Source organism: Lysinibacillus sp. FSL R7-0073 (assembly GCF_038009065.1).
In the GTDB taxonomy this organism is placed as follows: domain Bacteria; phylum Bacillota; class Bacilli; order Bacillales_A; family Planococcaceae; genus Lysinibacillus; species Lysinibacillus fusiformis.
Genome location: NZ_JBBPAS010000001.1, coordinates 844,277 through 860,523 on the forward strand (window position 1 = coordinate 844,277; position 16,247 = coordinate 860,523).

A 16,247-nucleotide genomic window follows, 5' to 3' on the forward strand; every position below is an offset into this window, starting at 1 on the left:
TGTCTAATGTGCATAATTTTCAGTTAATTATTTTTGTGCATTTTGTAAAAATGACCAAAGATAACTAGCAAAGTAAATAAGAATAACACCATCTAAATTTTTGATAGTAATATTGGTGATTTCTTGGAACTTGGATAATCGATAGGTAAGCGTATTACGATGCATATGTAATTTTTTTGATGTCAATGAAATATTGAAACCACATTCACAAAAGGTTTTAACCGTTTCCAGTAATTCCTTGTCAGACTTTAAAGGAATAATAATCTGCTCCTCGATAAATTTAAGAATAGAGGTGGGCAATTGTTCTGTTAGTAAAATAGGGAATATCGTTTGAAATGAATAATAAGGTTCAGCAAATCTTAAATGTAAGCATTCTTTAAACCATTGTGCTTCTCTTTGGAATTTAACTGAAAAATCTTGATTAATTGCATAAAATTCTCCCAAATATAAATGGATGCGAACATAAAAATCTGCTTCTATCGTACGGATAAGGGCAATAAAATCTTCCTTCTCAGTTATTGAACGTTTTTCAGGTTCGATAAGTAAAAAGTGATTTTTAGCAACTTGAAGGAATATCGTATCTTCCTGAAAAAAATTATAAAGCGCTTCTTTTAAAGCTTCTAAAGGAGGGTTTTCGTTTATAAAAGTTATTTGAATAACCCGTGCTTTGTTAAACGTTATTTCGGATGGCATGTCACCATTTGAATAAATAAATTCATACCATAGATCTGATGCCTGAAATAATGAAGAAGTAACTTCAGTATAAAAAACCGTTAACCATTCGTAGTCACGTTGTGAAACCTCATGCTTGGAAATAGAAAACCATTCCTTAGTTTCGTGATGATAAAAAATATGAGAGTCATAAGATAGTTGAGTTGGCTTTGAACGATAATAACGATAGGAAGGAAACAATGCTTTAAGATTTAAGTTCATGAAAGACTCCTTTTCTTTCGATATAAAGTAAAAAATTTAACTGAAAGGGCATTCGGGAAATAATTTCATAAAAGATGTATGATCAAACGTGCTTAAGTTTTTCTATCATTATTAGTAATAATAAATGTTGGGGTTAAAAAAGTTAAGATGTATAAATAAATTCATAGATATGAAGATAATATATTGTGGAGGCCAATAAGAGTAAAAAGAAAGTTTTTATTCATTAAAGCATAGGGTCCAAAATTAGAAACTAGTCTCAAGATGATCATTTCTAAAAGGGGATTCCAGTTAGAAGTAGTTAATGAAAAAGATCCATTTAGGTAGTGACCCCTTAAAGTTAGAGTTTTTATTATGCAGCTAATTGGCTGGCTTGAGTTCGGTATTTTACTGGACTCATGCCAGCCAGTTTTTGTTTAATACGTTCATTGTTATAGTAGTCGATATATCGTTTGATTTTCTTCTTCAATTCTTCATATGAGAATAATATCTCACCGTAATACATCTCTTGTTTGAGTATGCCAAAGAAGTTTTCCATCGCCGCATTGTCTGCACACGTCGCTTTGCGAGACATGCTTTGGAAAATTTTATTTTGCCGTAATGTTTTCACCCATGAATTATGTTGATAATGCCAGCCTTGATCCGAATGAATCGTTGTACGATATGTAGCTTGGTTCTGAATGATTGGAAGAACTTGGTATAGCGATTCTAATACGAAATCCAATGTTGGGCGTTTAGACATACTAAACCCAATAATTTCGCCATTATAGAGATCCATAATTGGACTTAAATAAAGTTTTTCATCTTCTGTACACTTGAATTCTGTTACGTCTGTCACCAGTTTTTGTAAAGTGTTTGGCGTATTGAAACGGCGGTTTAATCGATTATTTGCGACTTTGCCCACCTTGCCCTTGTACGATTTATAACGAGATTTACGAACGAATTTCACACACTTTAAGTCCAATTCCTTCATGATTCGCTGTACTTTTTTGTGATTGATGACGTATCCTTGCGCTTTTAATTCTGCATGGATTCGGCGATAACCATATCTACCTTCATGCTTCTCAAATAGCGCTAAAATCAACGTTTTCCATTCTTGATTGGGATCTTCATTTTTTAACTGTTGAATATGGTAATGATACGTTGCTTCTGGGATCTCAACGATTTTCAATACATCTTTCAATCGGAACCCTTCTTCTTTGAGTTCGAATGCCAACGCTGCTTGTGCTTTTCGAGGAAGGCATCCGGATTCGCCTCGAAAGCGTTTAACTTTTTTAAGTATGCAATCTCTAATCGGAGAAGCTCATTTTCACGTTCTAGCTGTTCTTCACGAGACAATGTGTTTGGTTGTTTGACAGGTTTATTTTTAGGATTATTAGACATAGGTGGCCGTCCCTTCGCTTTTTCTTGCAAGCCTTCTATACCTTCCTTCAAAAATTTACTGTTCCAGTTCGCTATTAACCCTGGATTATTCATGTTAAATTCAATCGCTGTATCTTGATAAGAAGCACCTGTTTGTTTCATAAAGTGTAATACATCGAGCTTGAATTGAACAGAGTAAGCCTGTTTTGTTACTTTTCTATGTAATCCAACTTCTCCAAATTCTTTGAAGGCATGTACCCACCGCTTTATTTGCGAATGATTTGGTATGTCATATTTTTTCGCTAATAATTTATAACCTAAAGGGCCTTTCATATATTCATTAACCACATGTATTTTGAATTCTTCGCTGTATTTCGCCATATAAAAACACCCCTAAAGTTTAGATTTTTGACTCTAACTTTAGGGGTGCAGGACTTTACTAATAATCAGTAAATGGATCTTTTTCATTTATGGTGTCTTTACATCTTTTGTCCATTCGGCTACTTTATCTTGATTATTGTTAATCCATTTTTTTGCAGCGTCTGTGGCACTCATACCTTCCATAATATCAAACATCACACTTTCAATATCTTCGGCAGTCCAATGGAAACGATTTAGGACATCATATGCCTCGGAAGCATCTTCCTTTAATCCTTTACGAGCAAATGTACCAATATATTCTTCCGTACCATATAAACCTTTTGGATCTTCTAAATATTTTAAATCGTAGGCATTAAAGATCCAGTGGGGTGACCAACCTGTAATGATGATTTCTTCATGATTCGAAATGGCTTGACTAAGGGCTGCGGTCATGGCACCAGCAGAAGAGGTTAGTACATTCCAGCCTTTTAGATTGTGATATTCCTTATAGGCATTTTCTGTTGTGGCCATCATATTAGCTCCTGGTTCAATACCTGTAATTGTTTTATTGGCTTGATTTGTTAAGTCTTCAATGGAATTAACGTCCATATAACTTGGAACGACTAAGCCAATTTTAGCACCAGTAAGGTTTTCACCTAAATGCTCAATTTTATCTTTGTATTTCTCTACTTGTGGAGCGTGTGTTTGGGGTAACCAGGCAGATACCATACCGTCAACCTCACCGTTCGCAAGTGCCTCCCACATAATGCCATTGTCTAATGGTGTGAGCGTCACATCATATCCTAAATTCTCTAATACTTGTCCTATTACATGGGTAGAAGCAACCTCTGTATCCCATTCAACATACGCCAAGTTAATTTCTTTTTTATCTTTTGTACCCGCATCAGCAGAACCACATGCAGCTAATACTAGTAGGCATGATAAAGCAAATCCTATCTTCCATACTTTTAAATATCTCATCAAATTCCCCTTTCAATAATTACTTACATCCTAGTGAATAATAAATATTAACAAGTAACAACTTAATTTTATATAGAAGTTGTTACTTTTGTCAAATTGACGATTCATGTAACTCATGCAATAAAATGGAGGATTCATTACGGAAAAGGTTCTGAACAGGGTTCTAAAATGCCCATAGATTTTTAACACGATTACATATGATAGGTGAAAATGGAGACTGGGTTTTGAGGAGGCTTAGTGTGCACTGGATTACTATTATTCTAATAGGAATTGCTGCGAATCTAGATAATTTGGGGATTGGCCTAGCCTATGGTGTCAAGCAAGTTAAAATTCCTATTTTATCGAATGCAGTGATCGCCGGTATGTCAATGATTGTCACATATGTAGCAGTAACAGCTGGCAGCACTGTTGTTGAATATATTTCACCGCATACTGCCAATTTATTAGGAAGTTTACTATTATGTGTTATTGGCATATGGACCTTGATGTCCAATAACTTTTCTAATCAACGAATAGCGGGTAACCCTGAACTATTTGATGAAGATAAAAATTTAGTCATCTCAACTCGAGAGGCAATGGCACTCGGATTTATATTGTCAGCCAATTGCTTAGCAGGAGGTATTGCCATTGGAGCAAATGGCATTTCTGCAATATGGACAGTAATTTCAATTGGTGTCTTTTCATTTGTTACGGTGGGGGTAGGCAGTCAATGTGGCGCATTGCTCTCCAAAACGTTTATTGGCAGGCATTCAACAGCCATTTCAGGATGGCTATTATTGTTGATCGGTATTTTAGAGATTTTTGCTAAATAAAATAAGAGCGAGAATATCACCAAATTTTGGTGATATTCTTTTTATTAGGAGGAAAATTTGACATATTGAGGACGAATTTGGATTAACGGTTGACAGTGACTGGCAGTAACGATTATTCTTGGGAGTAGAATCGTAATTGAGAATTATTTTCGTTTACATGAAAGTGCTTTCGTGGAAGTGAATCTATCAATTAGGATGTTTTATTATGACTAAGGGAGGCGTGCAACACATGAAGAAAATGCTCATGTTGATCATGCTTGTTAGTATTTTTGTCGTTAACTTCGGGTTAACTCAAGCATCTGCTCAACTGGCTGATGGCACTCATTCGATAAAATATCAGGTCAATAAACCTGAGAGTAATTCCGCATCAATTGCTAATGATTATTTTGTAAAACCTGCGAAGGTTACGGTGAAAAATGGCACTGCAGTAGTACAAATTACATTAAAAAACAGTGCATGGATTACTAAGTTTCAACCACCAGGTGGAGCAACTGTAGTAAGTGAAGATCAAGCAGCGGATACACGAACTGTACAATTCACCGTTAAAGACCTAACAAAACCTGTAGTAACAGCGATGAAAATTGATATTGATGACATCAATTATCATCATGAATACAGTGTATCACTTGTATTTGATGCTACATCAATTGCAAGCTCAGCAACTGCTTCTACTCAACAGACAGAATCCAGTAAATCACAACCAACTTCTTCAGCAACTACAACTGAAAGTCAAGTGCCCAATCCACAAACAGGTGATACAACACCTTATCTTTTAATCGTTGCATTAGTGGGGTCAGCATTTTTACTTTATAGAAAAAAACTACAAACAAAAACGGAGGGTCAATAAAATGGCAAAAAAACGTCAATCACGCGCAACTAAAATAGTACTAGCTTCATTGTTAGCAGCATCTCTTACAGTTCCTTCCTTTGCATCTGCGGCAGAATTAGTCACAACAAATACAGAAGTGAAAGCAGAAACAACGAAAGCTGCTAAAACAGATTCAGCTATTAATTTCCAAATTTTTAAAACAGGTACGACAGAAGCACAGCCTGCAATTAGTTCTCATTTAGTACCACAAGGAACAATCGTTGAAAAAGACGGTAAATTTGAAGCTCAATTAACAATTACAGCTAAATCTGCACCAATGATTGCAGGTCTACAAACAAAACAAGGCGATACATTTGTAGATGCTACAGAAGTAAAAAATAGCGATGGTACTATTACATACAGTTTCCCTATTGTTGTTGATGAAGTTAAATCAGCAAAAATCCATGTAGTCGTTCCTTCCGCAAATATGGATAAATGGTATGACTTTGATTTAAAAGCAGTGAAAGAAGTAAAAGAAGAAGTGAAAGTGGATGAAGTTGCTGTTACTGTTTACAAAGATGGTACAACAGAAGAATCAATGATGAAACAATACATCGCGCCAAAGGTAGGAGTTACTGCGAAAGACGGTAAAAATGTTGTGACAATGACATTCCCTCAAGGTCAATATGTAAAAGGTTTCACTGTAGAGGGGAAAGAAGCAACTTTAGTGAAACAAGATGATGCAACAAATTCACGCACATATTCATTTGAAGTTGCAGATTTAAAGAAACTGGTAAATGCTCAATTACACATCGTTGTAAATGAACCAGCACAAGGTGTGAAGTATGATTCGAATCATACAGTACAATTTAGCTTTGCTGTCGAAGGTGCAGTGAAACCGGTTATTAATCCATTTAAGGATATTAGTAAAGATGCGAATAAAGATGCCATCCTATCACTTTACGGCTTAGGAATTGTGAAGGCACAAGACAATTTCAGACCAAATGACAACATTACACGTTCTCAATTTGCTTTAATGGTGGCACGTTCATTGAACGTATCTTCTACAAAAGATGCTGGATTTAAAGATACAGGTAAGCTTAGTGCGGAAGCTGTTCAAGCTATTAATGCATTAGCTGAAGCAGGGATTGTTAAAAAAACTGCAAACTTCAATCCAAATGATACACTTACTCGCCAACAAGCAGCTGTAATGATTTATCGTACAGTAACACATGTAGCAGGAAAAGAAATGAGCTATGGTGACACAAGTCTTTCTTACTATGCTGATGGAGCAAAAGTGAAAGATGAAGAAGCAAAAAAAGCCTTTGCACTTCTGTATGCAGGCAAAGTAATGACTGGTTCTCCAACTGCTGATGGCAAAACAGTTATTGATGCAAATAGTCCATTAAAACGTTCACATATGGCGAAAATTTTAAATGGCTCATTGCAGTATATGAATAAATAATAAAAATTTTTACAGCAACTTCCTTTCTCATATTTTATGGGGGAGGAAGTTCCTATGTGTTTAAAATGGGAGGAAACTATGCAATGACAATCATAAAAAAGCATATTTGTATTTCGGCTGTTTTGGCAGTTCTATTGCTCGTTTTCTCTCCATCCATTTTTCTACAAGCAAAAGCTGAGGACCTTGTCATAATAGATGGTAATTATCAAGTTGAACTAAGTTTTTCTCCAATTGATGGCTTTGAAGAAAATCTTTTTAAACATAAAGCAACTCTTAAGGTTAAGGATGGACAGTATCAATTAACTTTGGTACTTGAACAGCCATATTCTGTACACGACATACATATCGAGCAGCATGGCACTGAGATTTTTTTGACTCAAGATACATTAGAAAATTTAGTTCAGTTTGATGTTTTGGGATTACAAGATCCGATTGTTATAAAGGGTCATGTAGAGCTTGCACCTGAAGAACCATATATTTCGTTCACTCAAGAGATACAAATAGAAATGGCGGGACTTACACCGACAGTTCCTCAGGAAGAAAACAAGACGGATGATGCTGAAAACTTAGTTGTTGAAGAAACAAAGGGACTAGAATGGGCAGTGGATTATGTATTATTAGCGGATGGTAAAAATGAACCTTCTATTATGAATAACTATGTGAATCCAACAGCAAAGGTTATAGAAAGAGATGGTAGATATTATACGCAAATGACCATTTTACAATCAGCTTGGGTGACAGGTCTACAGGTAGTTTATAAAGGGAATCAGATTGAGCCAAAGCAAGTTTCACTTCTAGATAATGTACGCATTGTGGAATTTGAGGTTGAGGATTTAACACAGCCGTTAAAAATCTGGGTGAAGATCGATATTCCTGACATTTCTTATCATCATCAATACTATGTTCAGCTAGCATTCAATCAAAAACAGATCGCATCACTTTTACAAAAATCCTTGAACGAAGAATCTACTAAGCAAGTCGTACATGACAAGCCGGTAGATACGGTTAAGGAGCAGGTACAAAAGCCACCAGTACAAATAAGTAAAGAGAATGTATCTAGCAAAGCCACACAGACATTACCAGCTATTCAATCACCATTGCTTATACCAAAGGAAGAAAAATTAACATTTGATCGTACTCTTGATGAACCTACTGATAAAACTTTAGAAGAATCAGAAGATAGCAAAACGATAGAGGAAACTACGGACAAAAAAGTAGTGAAAAAAACGACTGCAGAACAGCCCATTGAACCGTTAAACATCGTAAAAATTATTGGGCTGATCGTTGTATGTCTCGTATCAGGCTGGTTACTTATTAAGCGTATTAGAAAAAACAAAAATGAGACGACTGAGCAGAAATAAGTGGGGGATGACACAATGAAAAAAGATTGGAAACTGAAGTTACTGTTGTTGACATTACTATCACTAATTCTCGCTGCATGTAGTAGCAGTGATCAAACAGAAAAAAAAGAGACAGTTGCTGATAAAGAACAGGTAACAGAAGATAGTGAACAACGTATCATTGCGGGGACGGTAGTAATAGCAGATATCCTTGATAAGCTGGAACTTGATGCAATTGCTGTACCAGAAACAGAAAAGCAATTAGCAAAACGTTTTGACGGTCTGCCAACAATCGGCAATGCGATGGAGCCAGATATGGAAATTGTTAAGTCATTAAATCCAACAGAAGTATTATCTGTTTCAACTTTAGAATACGATTTACAGGATAAATTTAAACAACTTAATATTCCTGTTGATTTTCTTAATTTTCAAAGCGTTGATGCCATGCTAAAGGAAATTGCATCTCTAGGAGAACGCTATGATCGTGAAGTCCAAGCCGATGTATTAGTAAAAGATCTACAGAAAAATATCGAGGCAGTCCAAAGTGTAGCTGCAAATAAAGAAGGTCCTCGCGTATTAATTTTACTAGGTATACCTGGGAGTTATTTAGTGGCAACAGAAAATTCCTATGCCGGGGATCTTGTGAAACGAGCAGGAGGTATCAATGTAATGGAAGGACAAGATGCAGAATATCTATCTTCTAATACGGAATATCTCCATAATAGTAATCCGGATATTATTTTGCGCTTATCACATGGCATGCCTGATGAGGTTGTGAAAATGTTTGATGAAGAATTTAAAACAAATGATATTTGGAAACATTTCGATGCAGTGAAAAACGATAAAGTCTATGATTTAGAGGAAGAATTATTCGGGACGACATCCTCTTTGCAGGTACCTCAGGCTTTAGGACAGCTGATGGAAATTTTCTATCGTAAATAGTAACTTGAATGTCGCTCGTATGATCAGTATTTTTACTCGTCATAGAGCGTTTTTCTTATCCTATATGGAACAAAAAAAGAAAAAGGAAGTCCGATATGACAAAAAGAATCGTCAGTTTTTTACTTGTAATTTTTCTATTACTTGTGACTGTTATTTATTCAGCCACAACAGGTAGCATTAAAATGGGCTTTTTTGAGTTTATAGGGGCATTATTTGAGGAGGGGAACAGTCAAATGGATGCGATCCGTGATTTACGCTTCCCACGTATCATCGTCGCATTATTTGCAGGTGCCGCACTTTCAGTTTCTGGGGTGCTTTTACAATCGGTGATGCGTAATCCATTGGCAGATGCAGGGATCATCGGAATATCTTCGGGTGCAGCATTTGTTCAATTGTTTATTGTTGCCTTTTTCCCCACATTTTTTTTTATGACACCCGTTTTAGCATTTATGGGCGGAGCCTTAGCCTGTACGCTTGTCTTTGCACTATCTTGGAAATCTGGCTTAAGCCCTCTCAAATTGATTTTAGTAGGGATAGCGATTAACGCTATGTTTACGGGCTTAACCGAGGCTATGATTAGCTTAGGTGGCTCCTTAAATATGTCCGCATCTAGTGTGATTGGTTCTAATTTAACAATGCGAACATGGAAAGATGTTTCCACAATTGTGACATATGGTTCAATTGGATTAATAGGTGCTCTTGCTTTATATAGTTGGTGTAATTTACTCGTATTACAAGACAAAACTGTTAAAAGTTTAGGATTTCAAGTTGCGCGAGCACGGTTATTAATTGCAGCCGTGGCTGTTTTACTAGCAGCTGTTTCAGTTGTTGTTGCAGGTGTTATTTCATTTGTGGGACTATTAGTACCTCATATTGCTCGCAGATTGGTTGGTCATGATCATGCTGTGCTTATTCCGTTTACAGCACTGGCAGGAGCATTATTAATTTTAGTAGCAGATACAATTGGACGTACAATTGTTGCACCACTTGAAATTCCAGCGTCCACAATTATGGCAATTATCGGTGGACCCTTCCTCATATTCTTATTACGAAAAGAGTGACAAACATGGATATACAAAACATCATTGTATCGCATGATCATACACGTAACCATCTAAATGGCGTTTCAACATCCATTACAAAGGGCAAAATTACAACAATTATTGGCCCGAATGGCTGTGGAAAATCGACTTTATTAAGTGTTATCTCTCGTCTTCATTTACCTAAATCAGGGAATGTCCTGTTAGAAAATAAAGACCTACTAAACTATAAGCCTAAGGAATTCGCTAAAAAACTAGCGATAGTGTATCAGCAAAACGATATACCGAAAGATTTAACAATTGAAAAATTAGTCGGCTTTGGTCGTCTTCCCCATCAAACATTGCTGAAAAAAGACAATGAAGGAGATGCAAAAGCCATTGAATGGGCACTGGCTTGTACAAATTTACAACAAAAGAGTACAACAAATTTAGAGGCGTTATCAGGTGGGGAGCGCCAACGTGTCTGGATTGCTATGGCTTTGGCACAACAATCTGAAATACTATGCTTGGACGAGCCGACAACCTATTTGGATATTTATTATCAACTAGAATTATTAGAGCTTGTCAAAACATTAAACGAGCAGCACGGCTTAACGATTATTATGGTGCTTCATGATATTAATCAAGCTATTCGCTATAGTGACCATATTATTTTAATGAAGGATGGTCAACTATTCGCAGAAGGTGCTCCACGTGATGTGATCACGCGAGATGTTATTAAAGAGGTTTATGGGGTGGACGCGGTATTTAATGAAGATAAACAACTTGGCTATTATATGATGCCAATAGGGATATGATTGGTGATAGGATGAAAAAGAAGGCGTCAAAGTTAGTCACATTTCTATATTTAGCGATATTTTTATTTTCTGCATTTTCCCTGGCAAAGTACTTATATACGTACTATGAGACGTCAAAATCACTGAAGGAAGTGCAGGATATATATCAAGCTACATTAAGCACTATTGAGGATCGGCCAGTAAATCAAGAGGAAGAAACTCAAGCTCCTTCAACGATAAGACCTCAATTCCAAGATTTATTAGCAATGAACCGTCAAATTGTGGGATGGATTTCAGTGGATGGAACAAAGTTAAATAATCCAGTACTACAAGCTGACAATAATGAGTTTTATTTAAATCATAATTTTAGAGACGAGGAAAGTCGTGCAGGCAGTGTCTTTATGGATTATCGGAATAATATTCTTTCTATGAATCGAAATACAATTTTATATGGTCATGCTATGAAAAATAATACGATGTTTGGTAGTCTAAAAAATTATTTAAAGCAAGATTATGCGGATGACCATCCAATTATTTATTTAGATACCTTATATGAAGGGTATGATATCGAGGTATTTGCTGCATATGAGACAACTATTGATTTCTACTATATTGAAACGGACTTTACAAGTGACGGAGCTTATCAGCAATTTCTAGAGGACATTCAGAAGCGCTCATCCATACAAATGAATGTCGCTATAAGTCCCAGTGATAAAATACTGACATTGTCTACTTGTAAGGATTCCGTGATGAGTGACGATCATCGCTTTGTTGTGCAGGGTAAATTAGTAAAACGTGGAGAATAAGAATAGTAGGGAAGTACGAAAAATTCGACACCCTTTTATGGAGGAGAACCATTATTGTCAAGGTTCTCCATTTTTTTTTAGCCATAATGTCTACTCTCCATAAGCAGTTGTCTACGTTTAAATGCTACATTATTTCAGTTTCTTTTTATTTGATTTTCTCTCCCAGCTCTAAAATAATTCCCTCTGGACCACGAACGTAACATAATTTATAACTATCTTCATATTGCTGTATCTCACTAAAAATTTCTGTACCCCTTTTTTTCAATTTAGCTATAATACCTTCAATATCTTCAACATTAAAGCAAATATGTCGGATTCCTAGCGTATTGGCAAGAGGTTGCTGAATATCTTTGTCATCTGATGGCGAGTAAAATTTCACTAGCTCTATCCATGTCTGACCGTCAGGCATCCCCAATCCTACACATGCCGTTTTAGCATGATTAAGCCCAACTATTCGGCTTAACTGTTCCCCTTCCAATTCCCATTCTGCTTTTACTTCAAGTCCTAACTCAAGAAAAAATGCTTTAGCCTCTGGAAGATCATTTACGTTTATACTCACATGATCCATTTTATTGATTTTCATATCTTATACCTCCTTGAAATCAAGTTCTTTTAGCAGAATTATACAACTACCTTGATTTTCACAAACTATTTTAAGTATCTGTACAAACGAAGATTCTAAAAAATCTCTTTACCGTCATGCTTTATTTTTTGCTACTACGGCTTTGGATAAACGCATGCACGTTCAGTGGAATAGGATATTTCAGTTTTCAATATGAACTTTTAATAAAAAAATCATTTAATTACTTGACGTAATTTAATTATTAATATATAGTAAGTTACATAAAGTAATCAATTACTTTTTATAACTAAAGTAGTAAAAAAAGATAAGTAACTACAAATGTTTATCCTAAATAATGTTGGGTAACATAATTACTGTAGTTGCTTCATATTTTAAAATATATCTCGAAATCGAGATAAAATCAACTTATTGGAGGAATTTTAAAATGGCAAAATGGAATATTGATTTAGGGCACTCAGCAATTAACTTTCAAGTAAAACACATGATGGTATCAAAAGTGAAAGGTGTATTTGACAAATACACAGCGGACATTGAAGCGGCAGATCTTGCAGACTTAACTACTGCAAACATCAGCTTTACAATTGATCCAGCAAGCATTAATACACGTAGTGAGGATCGCGATAACCATTTAAAAGCAGCAGATTTCTTTGATGCTGAACAATATCCAACAATTACGTTTAAATCAACAGATATTACAAAAAAATCTAGCGATGAATATTCAGTAACAGGTGACTTAACAATTAAAGGTGTAACAAAATCAATAACATTTGATACAGAATTTAACGGCAAAGGTACAAATCCATGGGGTCAAGAAGTATATGGTTTTGAAGCTGAAACAACTATTAATCGAGAAGACTTTGGTTTAACTTGGAATGCTGCCTTAGAAACTGGTGGAGTTCTTGTAGGTAAAGATATTAAAGTATCTGTTGAGTTAGAAATTAACCCGGCTTAATAAAGTGATTTTTCATGCATGCTTGAAGTAATATTCGAGCATGCTTTTTATATGTCCAAAAATAGGCATGTGCTTATGATATATTCTAGTAATGATATTTTGTAAAAAAATCCCACTAAGTATGTTTCTTGCATATTTTTAGCAAATACTGCATATAAATCATCATATTGTTTTTGGGGGCGATAGGATGAATGTATTAGTGACAGGTGGCTATGGTTTTATTGGTAGTGCAGTAGGTAGGCGTTTTTTTGAAGAAGGAGCATCGGTTTATATTATTGATAATTTAAGTACGGGTCACTTACGGAATGTTGACTTTGAGCATAAATCTTATCTTTTAAATGTGGAGGATGAGGTTTGCGAGCATCTTTTTAAAGAGACACATTTCGATGTGGTGATTCATTGTGCAGCACAAACGAGTGTTCAACAATCCTTACAGGAGCCAGTAAAGGATATTTTGACGAATATTGTTGGGCTAAGTCAAATGCTCTTTTTATCATCTAAATATAAGGTAAAGCATTTCGTTTTTGCCTCCTCAGCTGCAGTGTATGGAAATAGTCACTATCCTCCACTAGAAGAGACAGATGTCTGTGAACCGATATCTATGTATGGATTAAACAAGAGCATTGGAGAAACCTATTGTGAGAAATGGCAAAAGGATTATCGGTTACCTATCCTTATTTACAGATTCGCCAATGTTTTCGGTCCAAGGCAACAAATGCAAGGTGAAGCTGCTGTCATCCCAAGTATGTTAAAAAGTAGTATGGAGGGAAAACCCTTTACAATTTACGGTGATGGTGAACAGACACGTGACTTTATTTACGTGGATGATATTGCAGATGCCATTTATGCCGGTGTCCATGCACGATTGCAAGGGATCTACAATGTGTCCACAAATGAAGCATGGTCACTTCATCAAGTTATTTTACTGCTTCAACATTTAAATCATCCACTTGAAATTCAATATGCACCCGTACGAGAAGGAGATATTGAACATTCATTTTTAAATAATGATAAATTAGCCAATGCAATTGGTTGGAGACCCAAAATTTCTTTTGCAGAGGGAATTGAACGTACGCTGAATGCTTTACAAGTTGATAAATTAGCGGAAATTTAACGATATAGAGGATTTGACATATTACACTGTGTAATATGTCTTTTTCTTTGTCTATAGTATAATAATTCATTAAAGAAATGGATGTGGACGGAGGCTTACAAATGCTTGTAGATTTTAGAGTAAACAATTGTTTAAGCTATAAAGAGGATACATTATTTTCAATGGTAGCAGGAAGTCGTCTGCGAAAGTGGAAGGATACCCATACCATGCAATTGGATGATTCACTTCGTATAGTGAAAAGTGCATTTATTTTTGGGCCAAATGGAAGTGGTAAATCTAATCTATTTACCGCAATTAAAGTTTTGCGGTCCTTACTTTTTAACTTTGAGAATTTAAACAATGTTAAACAATTACGTCTGCCTTATCAACCATTTAAGCTAGGAAGTAAGCAGGGCAAACCAACAGAATTTATGATTTCGCTATTTTTGGACGGAGCTTTGTATGATTATGAAATTCAGTACAATGCTTCCTTAGTTTTATATGAGCGTCTTCACAAGACAACTAATAATTTGAAGGAAGAGCTTTTTGTCCGACGATGGGATGGTGTGGACTATTCGTATGAAACAGCTCATTCGACGGCACAGGAATTAACAAAATATACACGTAATAATACAGCCTTTTTATCAGTGCTCCATGTTTTTAATGATTCAGATGCGTTAAAGGTATTCGATTGGTTTTTACATAAAATCCTGTTTCTAGATGAAGCGAATCGGTTATCAAGTCATCCCCTTATTCGTAAACTTGAAGAAGAGCCTTTTAAAAAAGAGGTCATCAAACTGCTGAAAATTGCCGATTTTTCGATTCAAGATGTCACAGCAAGACGTGTGGAACGCAGAGAAAAAAATACAGTTGACTACGAGTTCGACACTCCTGAGATTATTCAAGAAGTTGATATCGATCTGCATTATTTATCATTTGATGAAGCGGGTGCCCCTATCGGGACAGAGACGATCAATTGGACGATGGATTCTAAAGGTACAGTGCGCATGTTGCATTTAGCCTGTGTGATGGTAGATGCTTATAATAAAGGAAAAACTATTTTTATTGATGAATTTGATACAGCTTTTCATGTGTCTATTTGTGAATTTCTAATGGCAATCATGAATAGTAAACGCAATACGAGTAATCAATTTGTCGTGACGAGTCATGAAATAGAATTATTGGATCAGCCATTGCGGTCCGATCAAATTTGGTTTGTTAATAAAACCTTTAAAAATGAATCTGAGCTTTATTCTTTATTTGATTTTGCAGACTTGCAAAAAAAGCGTGGCGACCTTTCATATGCAAAACGTTATTTAAAAGGAGAATTTGGCGCAACGCCAGTTATTAATGAATATTTATCTGAACAATATTTAGAAGAAGCGGAGGTATCTGAGCAGTGAGAGTACGTCAACAAGGAAACCGAACACTGCGGAAAACTATTTTAATTTATTGTGAAGGTGAAACGGAACGTATTTATTTTGAGCAGCTACGTATTTTGAAGCGCTCTAAAATGGTGAGTGTTAAAATAAAAAACGTTAAACGTTCTGCAATTAAGCTTGCTCAACATGCTTATCGGGATTCTAGTTATCAATATTTTGATGAGGTCTGGATTGTTTTTGATAAGGATGATTTAACAGAAAAGCAATTGGAGGAAGTAAATCAATTTTGTGAGGAAAAAGGGATTCAAATTGCCTATTCAAATGAAGCTTTTGAATTATGGTTACTTTTGCATTTTGAGGAAGTAGATAGCTCGGAAAAATACCCCCGAGCAGTCTTAAATGACAAAATGGAACAACACCTTGGCGTGAATCGATATTTCCGTCATAAGGCTGATGAGTCTATTATTGCCCCCATTGCATTACGACATGAGGTAGCGATTAAAAATTGTACAGACATGATGGCTCTTCGTCGTACAGAGAGCCGTGACAACCCTTACTGTAACATACATGAAATGATACGATACATATTTTAAAATTGGTAGGTTCTTTATGTTA

The 16,247-nt window shown here is 35.7% G+C and carries 17 protein-coding genes; 12 read left to right on the forward strand and 5 right to left on the reverse strand.

Features of this window, described 5'->3' with window-relative positions:
• Positions 1-27: 27 nt before the first annotated feature.
• The 4 genes from MKY88_RS03985 to MKY88_RS04000 form a co-directional block, all read right to left on the reverse strand.
• Complete coding sequence (locus tag MKY88_RS03985; RefSeq protein WP_328205522.1) at positions 28-933, reverse strand: PucR family transcriptional regulator; 906 nt, start codon at positions 931-933, stop codon at positions 28-30.
• Between the two features lie 349 nt (positions 934-1,282).
• Entirely contained in the window at positions 1,283-2,224 is a 942-nt protein-coding gene (locus tag MKY88_RS03990) for an IS3 family transposase (RefSeq protein WP_328205647.1), read from the reverse strand.
• Positions 2,110-2,673, reverse strand: a complete 564-nt coding sequence (locus MKY88_RS03995; RefSeq protein WP_328205645.1) for a helix-turn-helix domain-containing protein — start codon at positions 2,671-2,673, stop codon at positions 2,110-2,112. The genes MKY88_RS03990 and MKY88_RS03995 overlap by 115 nt, the downstream gene beginning before the upstream one ends.
• 87 nt (positions 2,674-2,760) lie before the next feature.
• Complete coding sequence (locus MKY88_RS04000; protein WP_328205643.1) at positions 2,761-3,633, reverse strand: glycine betaine ABC transporter substrate-binding protein; 873 nt, start codon at positions 3,631-3,633, stop codon at positions 2,761-2,763.
• Between the two features lie 239 nt (positions 3,634-3,872).
• On the opposite strand from MKY88_RS04000, the gene MKY88_RS04005 reads away from it, so the two are divergent.
• The 8 genes from MKY88_RS04005 to srtB all read left to right on the forward strand — a co-directional run bounded on the left by MKY88_RS04005 (position 3,873) and on the right by srtB (position 11,622).
• On the forward strand, positions 3,873-4,445 hold the full coding sequence (locus MKY88_RS04005) for a manganese efflux pump (RefSeq protein WP_069480162.1): 573 nt from the start codon (positions 3,873-3,875) through the stop codon (positions 4,443-4,445).
• A 229-nt stretch (positions 4,446-4,674) separates the two neighbouring features.
• Complete coding sequence (gene isdC, locus MKY88_RS04010) at positions 4,675-5,292, forward strand: heme uptake protein IsdC (RefSeq protein WP_232540451.1); 618 nt, start codon at positions 4,675-4,677, stop codon at positions 5,290-5,292.
• 1 nt (position 5,293) lies between these two features.
• Positions 5,294-6,718 carry an NEAT domain-containing protein gene (locus MKY88_RS04015; RefSeq protein WP_328205640.1) on the forward strand — a complete coding sequence of 475 codons (1,425 nt, stop codon included), beginning with the start codon at positions 5,294-5,296 and terminating at the stop codon, positions 6,716-6,718.
• Positions 6,719-6,801: 83 nt separating this feature from the next.
• Positions 6,802-8,079, forward strand: coding sequence for an NEAT domain-containing protein (locus tag MKY88_RS04020; RefSeq protein WP_340813033.1), 1,278 nt, complete (start codon positions 6,802-6,804; stop codon positions 8,077-8,079).
• A 15-nt stretch (positions 8,080-8,094) separates the two neighbouring features.
• The gene (gene isdE, locus MKY88_RS04025; RefSeq protein WP_328205637.1) at positions 8,095-9,000 is read left to right on the forward strand and encodes a heme ABC transporter substrate-binding protein IsdE; all 906 of its coding nucleotides are present in this window, start codon (positions 8,095-8,097) and stop codon (positions 8,998-9,000) included.
• Positions 9,001-9,095: 95 nt separating this feature from the next.
• A complete protein-coding gene (locus MKY88_RS04030; RefSeq protein WP_328205636.1) occupies positions 9,096-10,061 on the forward strand; it encodes a FecCD family ABC transporter permease in 966 nt (321 codons plus the stop codon).
• A 5-nt stretch (positions 10,062-10,066) separates the two neighbouring features.
• The gene (locus MKY88_RS04035) at positions 10,067-10,837 is read left to right on the forward strand and encodes an ABC transporter ATP-binding protein (RefSeq protein ID WP_328205634.1); all 771 of its coding nucleotides are present in this window, start codon (positions 10,067-10,069) and stop codon (positions 10,835-10,837) included.
• An 11-nt stretch (positions 10,838-10,848) separates the two neighbouring features.
• A complete protein-coding gene (gene srtB / locus MKY88_RS04040; protein WP_328205632.1) occupies positions 10,849-11,622 on the forward strand; it encodes a class B sortase in 774 nt (257 codons plus the stop codon).
• Between the two features lie 145 nt (positions 11,623-11,767).
• On the opposite strand, the gene MKY88_RS04045 is transcribed toward srtB, so the two are convergent.
• Positions 11,768-12,205 carry a VOC family protein gene (locus tag MKY88_RS04045; protein WP_069480170.1) on the reverse strand — a complete coding sequence of 146 codons (438 nt, stop codon included), beginning with the start codon at positions 12,203-12,205 and terminating at the stop codon, positions 11,768-11,770.
• A 424-nt stretch (positions 12,206-12,629) separates the two neighbouring features.
• On the opposite strand from MKY88_RS04045, the gene MKY88_RS04050 reads away from it, so the two are divergent.
• The 4 genes from MKY88_RS04050 (at position 12,630) to MKY88_RS04065 (ending at position 16,225) form a co-directional block, all read left to right on the forward strand.
• Positions 12,630-13,157, forward strand: a complete 528-nt coding sequence (locus MKY88_RS04050) for a YceI family protein (RefSeq protein WP_069480171.1) — start codon at positions 12,630-12,632, stop codon at positions 13,155-13,157.
• Between the two features lie 187 nt (positions 13,158-13,344).
• Positions 13,345-14,271, forward strand: coding sequence for an NAD-dependent epimerase/dehydratase family protein (locus tag MKY88_RS04055; RefSeq protein WP_069480172.1), 927 nt, complete (start codon positions 13,345-13,347; stop codon positions 14,269-14,271).
• Positions 14,272-14,372: 101 nt separating this feature from the next.
• Positions 14,373-15,653 (forward strand): AAA family ATPase, encoded by a 1,281-nt coding sequence (locus tag MKY88_RS04060; RefSeq protein ID WP_340813034.1) that lies wholly within the window; start codon positions 14,373-14,375, stop codon positions 15,651-15,653.
• Positions 15,650-16,225 (forward strand): RloB family protein, encoded by a 576-nt coding sequence (locus tag MKY88_RS04065; RefSeq protein ID WP_069480174.1) that lies wholly within the window; start codon positions 15,650-15,652, stop codon positions 16,223-16,225. Before MKY88_RS04060 ends, MKY88_RS04065 begins: the two co-directional genes overlap by 4 nt.
• Positions 16,226-16,247 lie beyond the last annotated feature (22 nt).

Excerpts from the sequence above, each read along its gene's own strand:
- MKY88_RS03985 (WP_328205522.1), bottom strand. The coding sequence starts at position 933 with ATGAACTTAAATCTTAAAGCATTGTTTCCTTCCTATCGTTATTATCGT.
- MKY88_RS03995 (WP_328205645.1), bottom strand. The coding sequence starts at position 2,673 with ATGGCGAAATACAGCGAAGAATTCAAAATACATGTGGTTAATGAATAT.
- MKY88_RS04000 (WP_328205643.1), bottom strand. The coding sequence starts at position 3,633 with ATGAGATATTTAAAAGTATGGAAGATAGGATTTGCTTTATCATGCCTA.
- isdC (WP_232540451.1), top strand. The coding sequence starts at position 4,675 with ATGAAGAAAATGCTCATGTTGATCATGCTTGTTAGTATTTTTGTCGTT.
- MKY88_RS04015 (WP_328205640.1), top strand. The coding sequence starts at position 5,294 with ATGGCAAAAAAACGTCAATCACGCGCAACTAAAATAGTACTAGCTTCA.
- MKY88_RS04020 (WP_340813033.1), top strand. The coding sequence starts at position 6,802 with ATGACAATCATAAAAAAGCATATTTGTATTTCGGCTGTTTTGGCAGTT.
- isdE (WP_328205637.1), top strand. The coding sequence starts at position 8,095 with ATGAAAAAAGATTGGAAACTGAAGTTACTGTTGTTGACATTACTATCA.
- MKY88_RS04030 (WP_328205636.1), top strand. The coding sequence starts at position 9,096 with ATGACAAAAAGAATCGTCAGTTTTTTACTTGTAATTTTTCTATTACTT.
- MKY88_RS04035 (WP_328205634.1), top strand. The coding sequence starts at position 10,067 with ATGGATATACAAAACATCATTGTATCGCATGATCATACACGTAACCAT.
- srtB (WP_328205632.1), top strand. The coding sequence starts at position 10,849 with ATGAAAAAGAAGGCGTCAAAGTTAGTCACATTTCTATATTTAGCGATA.
- MKY88_RS04045 (WP_069480170.1), bottom strand. The coding sequence starts at position 12,205 with ATGAAAATCAATAAAATGGATCATGTGAGTATAAACGTAAATGATCTT.
- MKY88_RS04050 (WP_069480171.1), top strand. The coding sequence starts at position 12,630 with ATGGCAAAATGGAATATTGATTTAGGGCACTCAGCAATTAACTTTCAA.
- MKY88_RS04055 (WP_069480172.1), top strand. The coding sequence starts at position 13,345 with ATGAATGTATTAGTGACAGGTGGCTATGGTTTTATTGGTAGTGCAGTA.
- MKY88_RS04060 (WP_340813034.1), top strand. The coding sequence starts at position 14,373 with ATGCTTGTAGATTTTAGAGTAAACAATTGTTTAAGCTATAAAGAGGAT.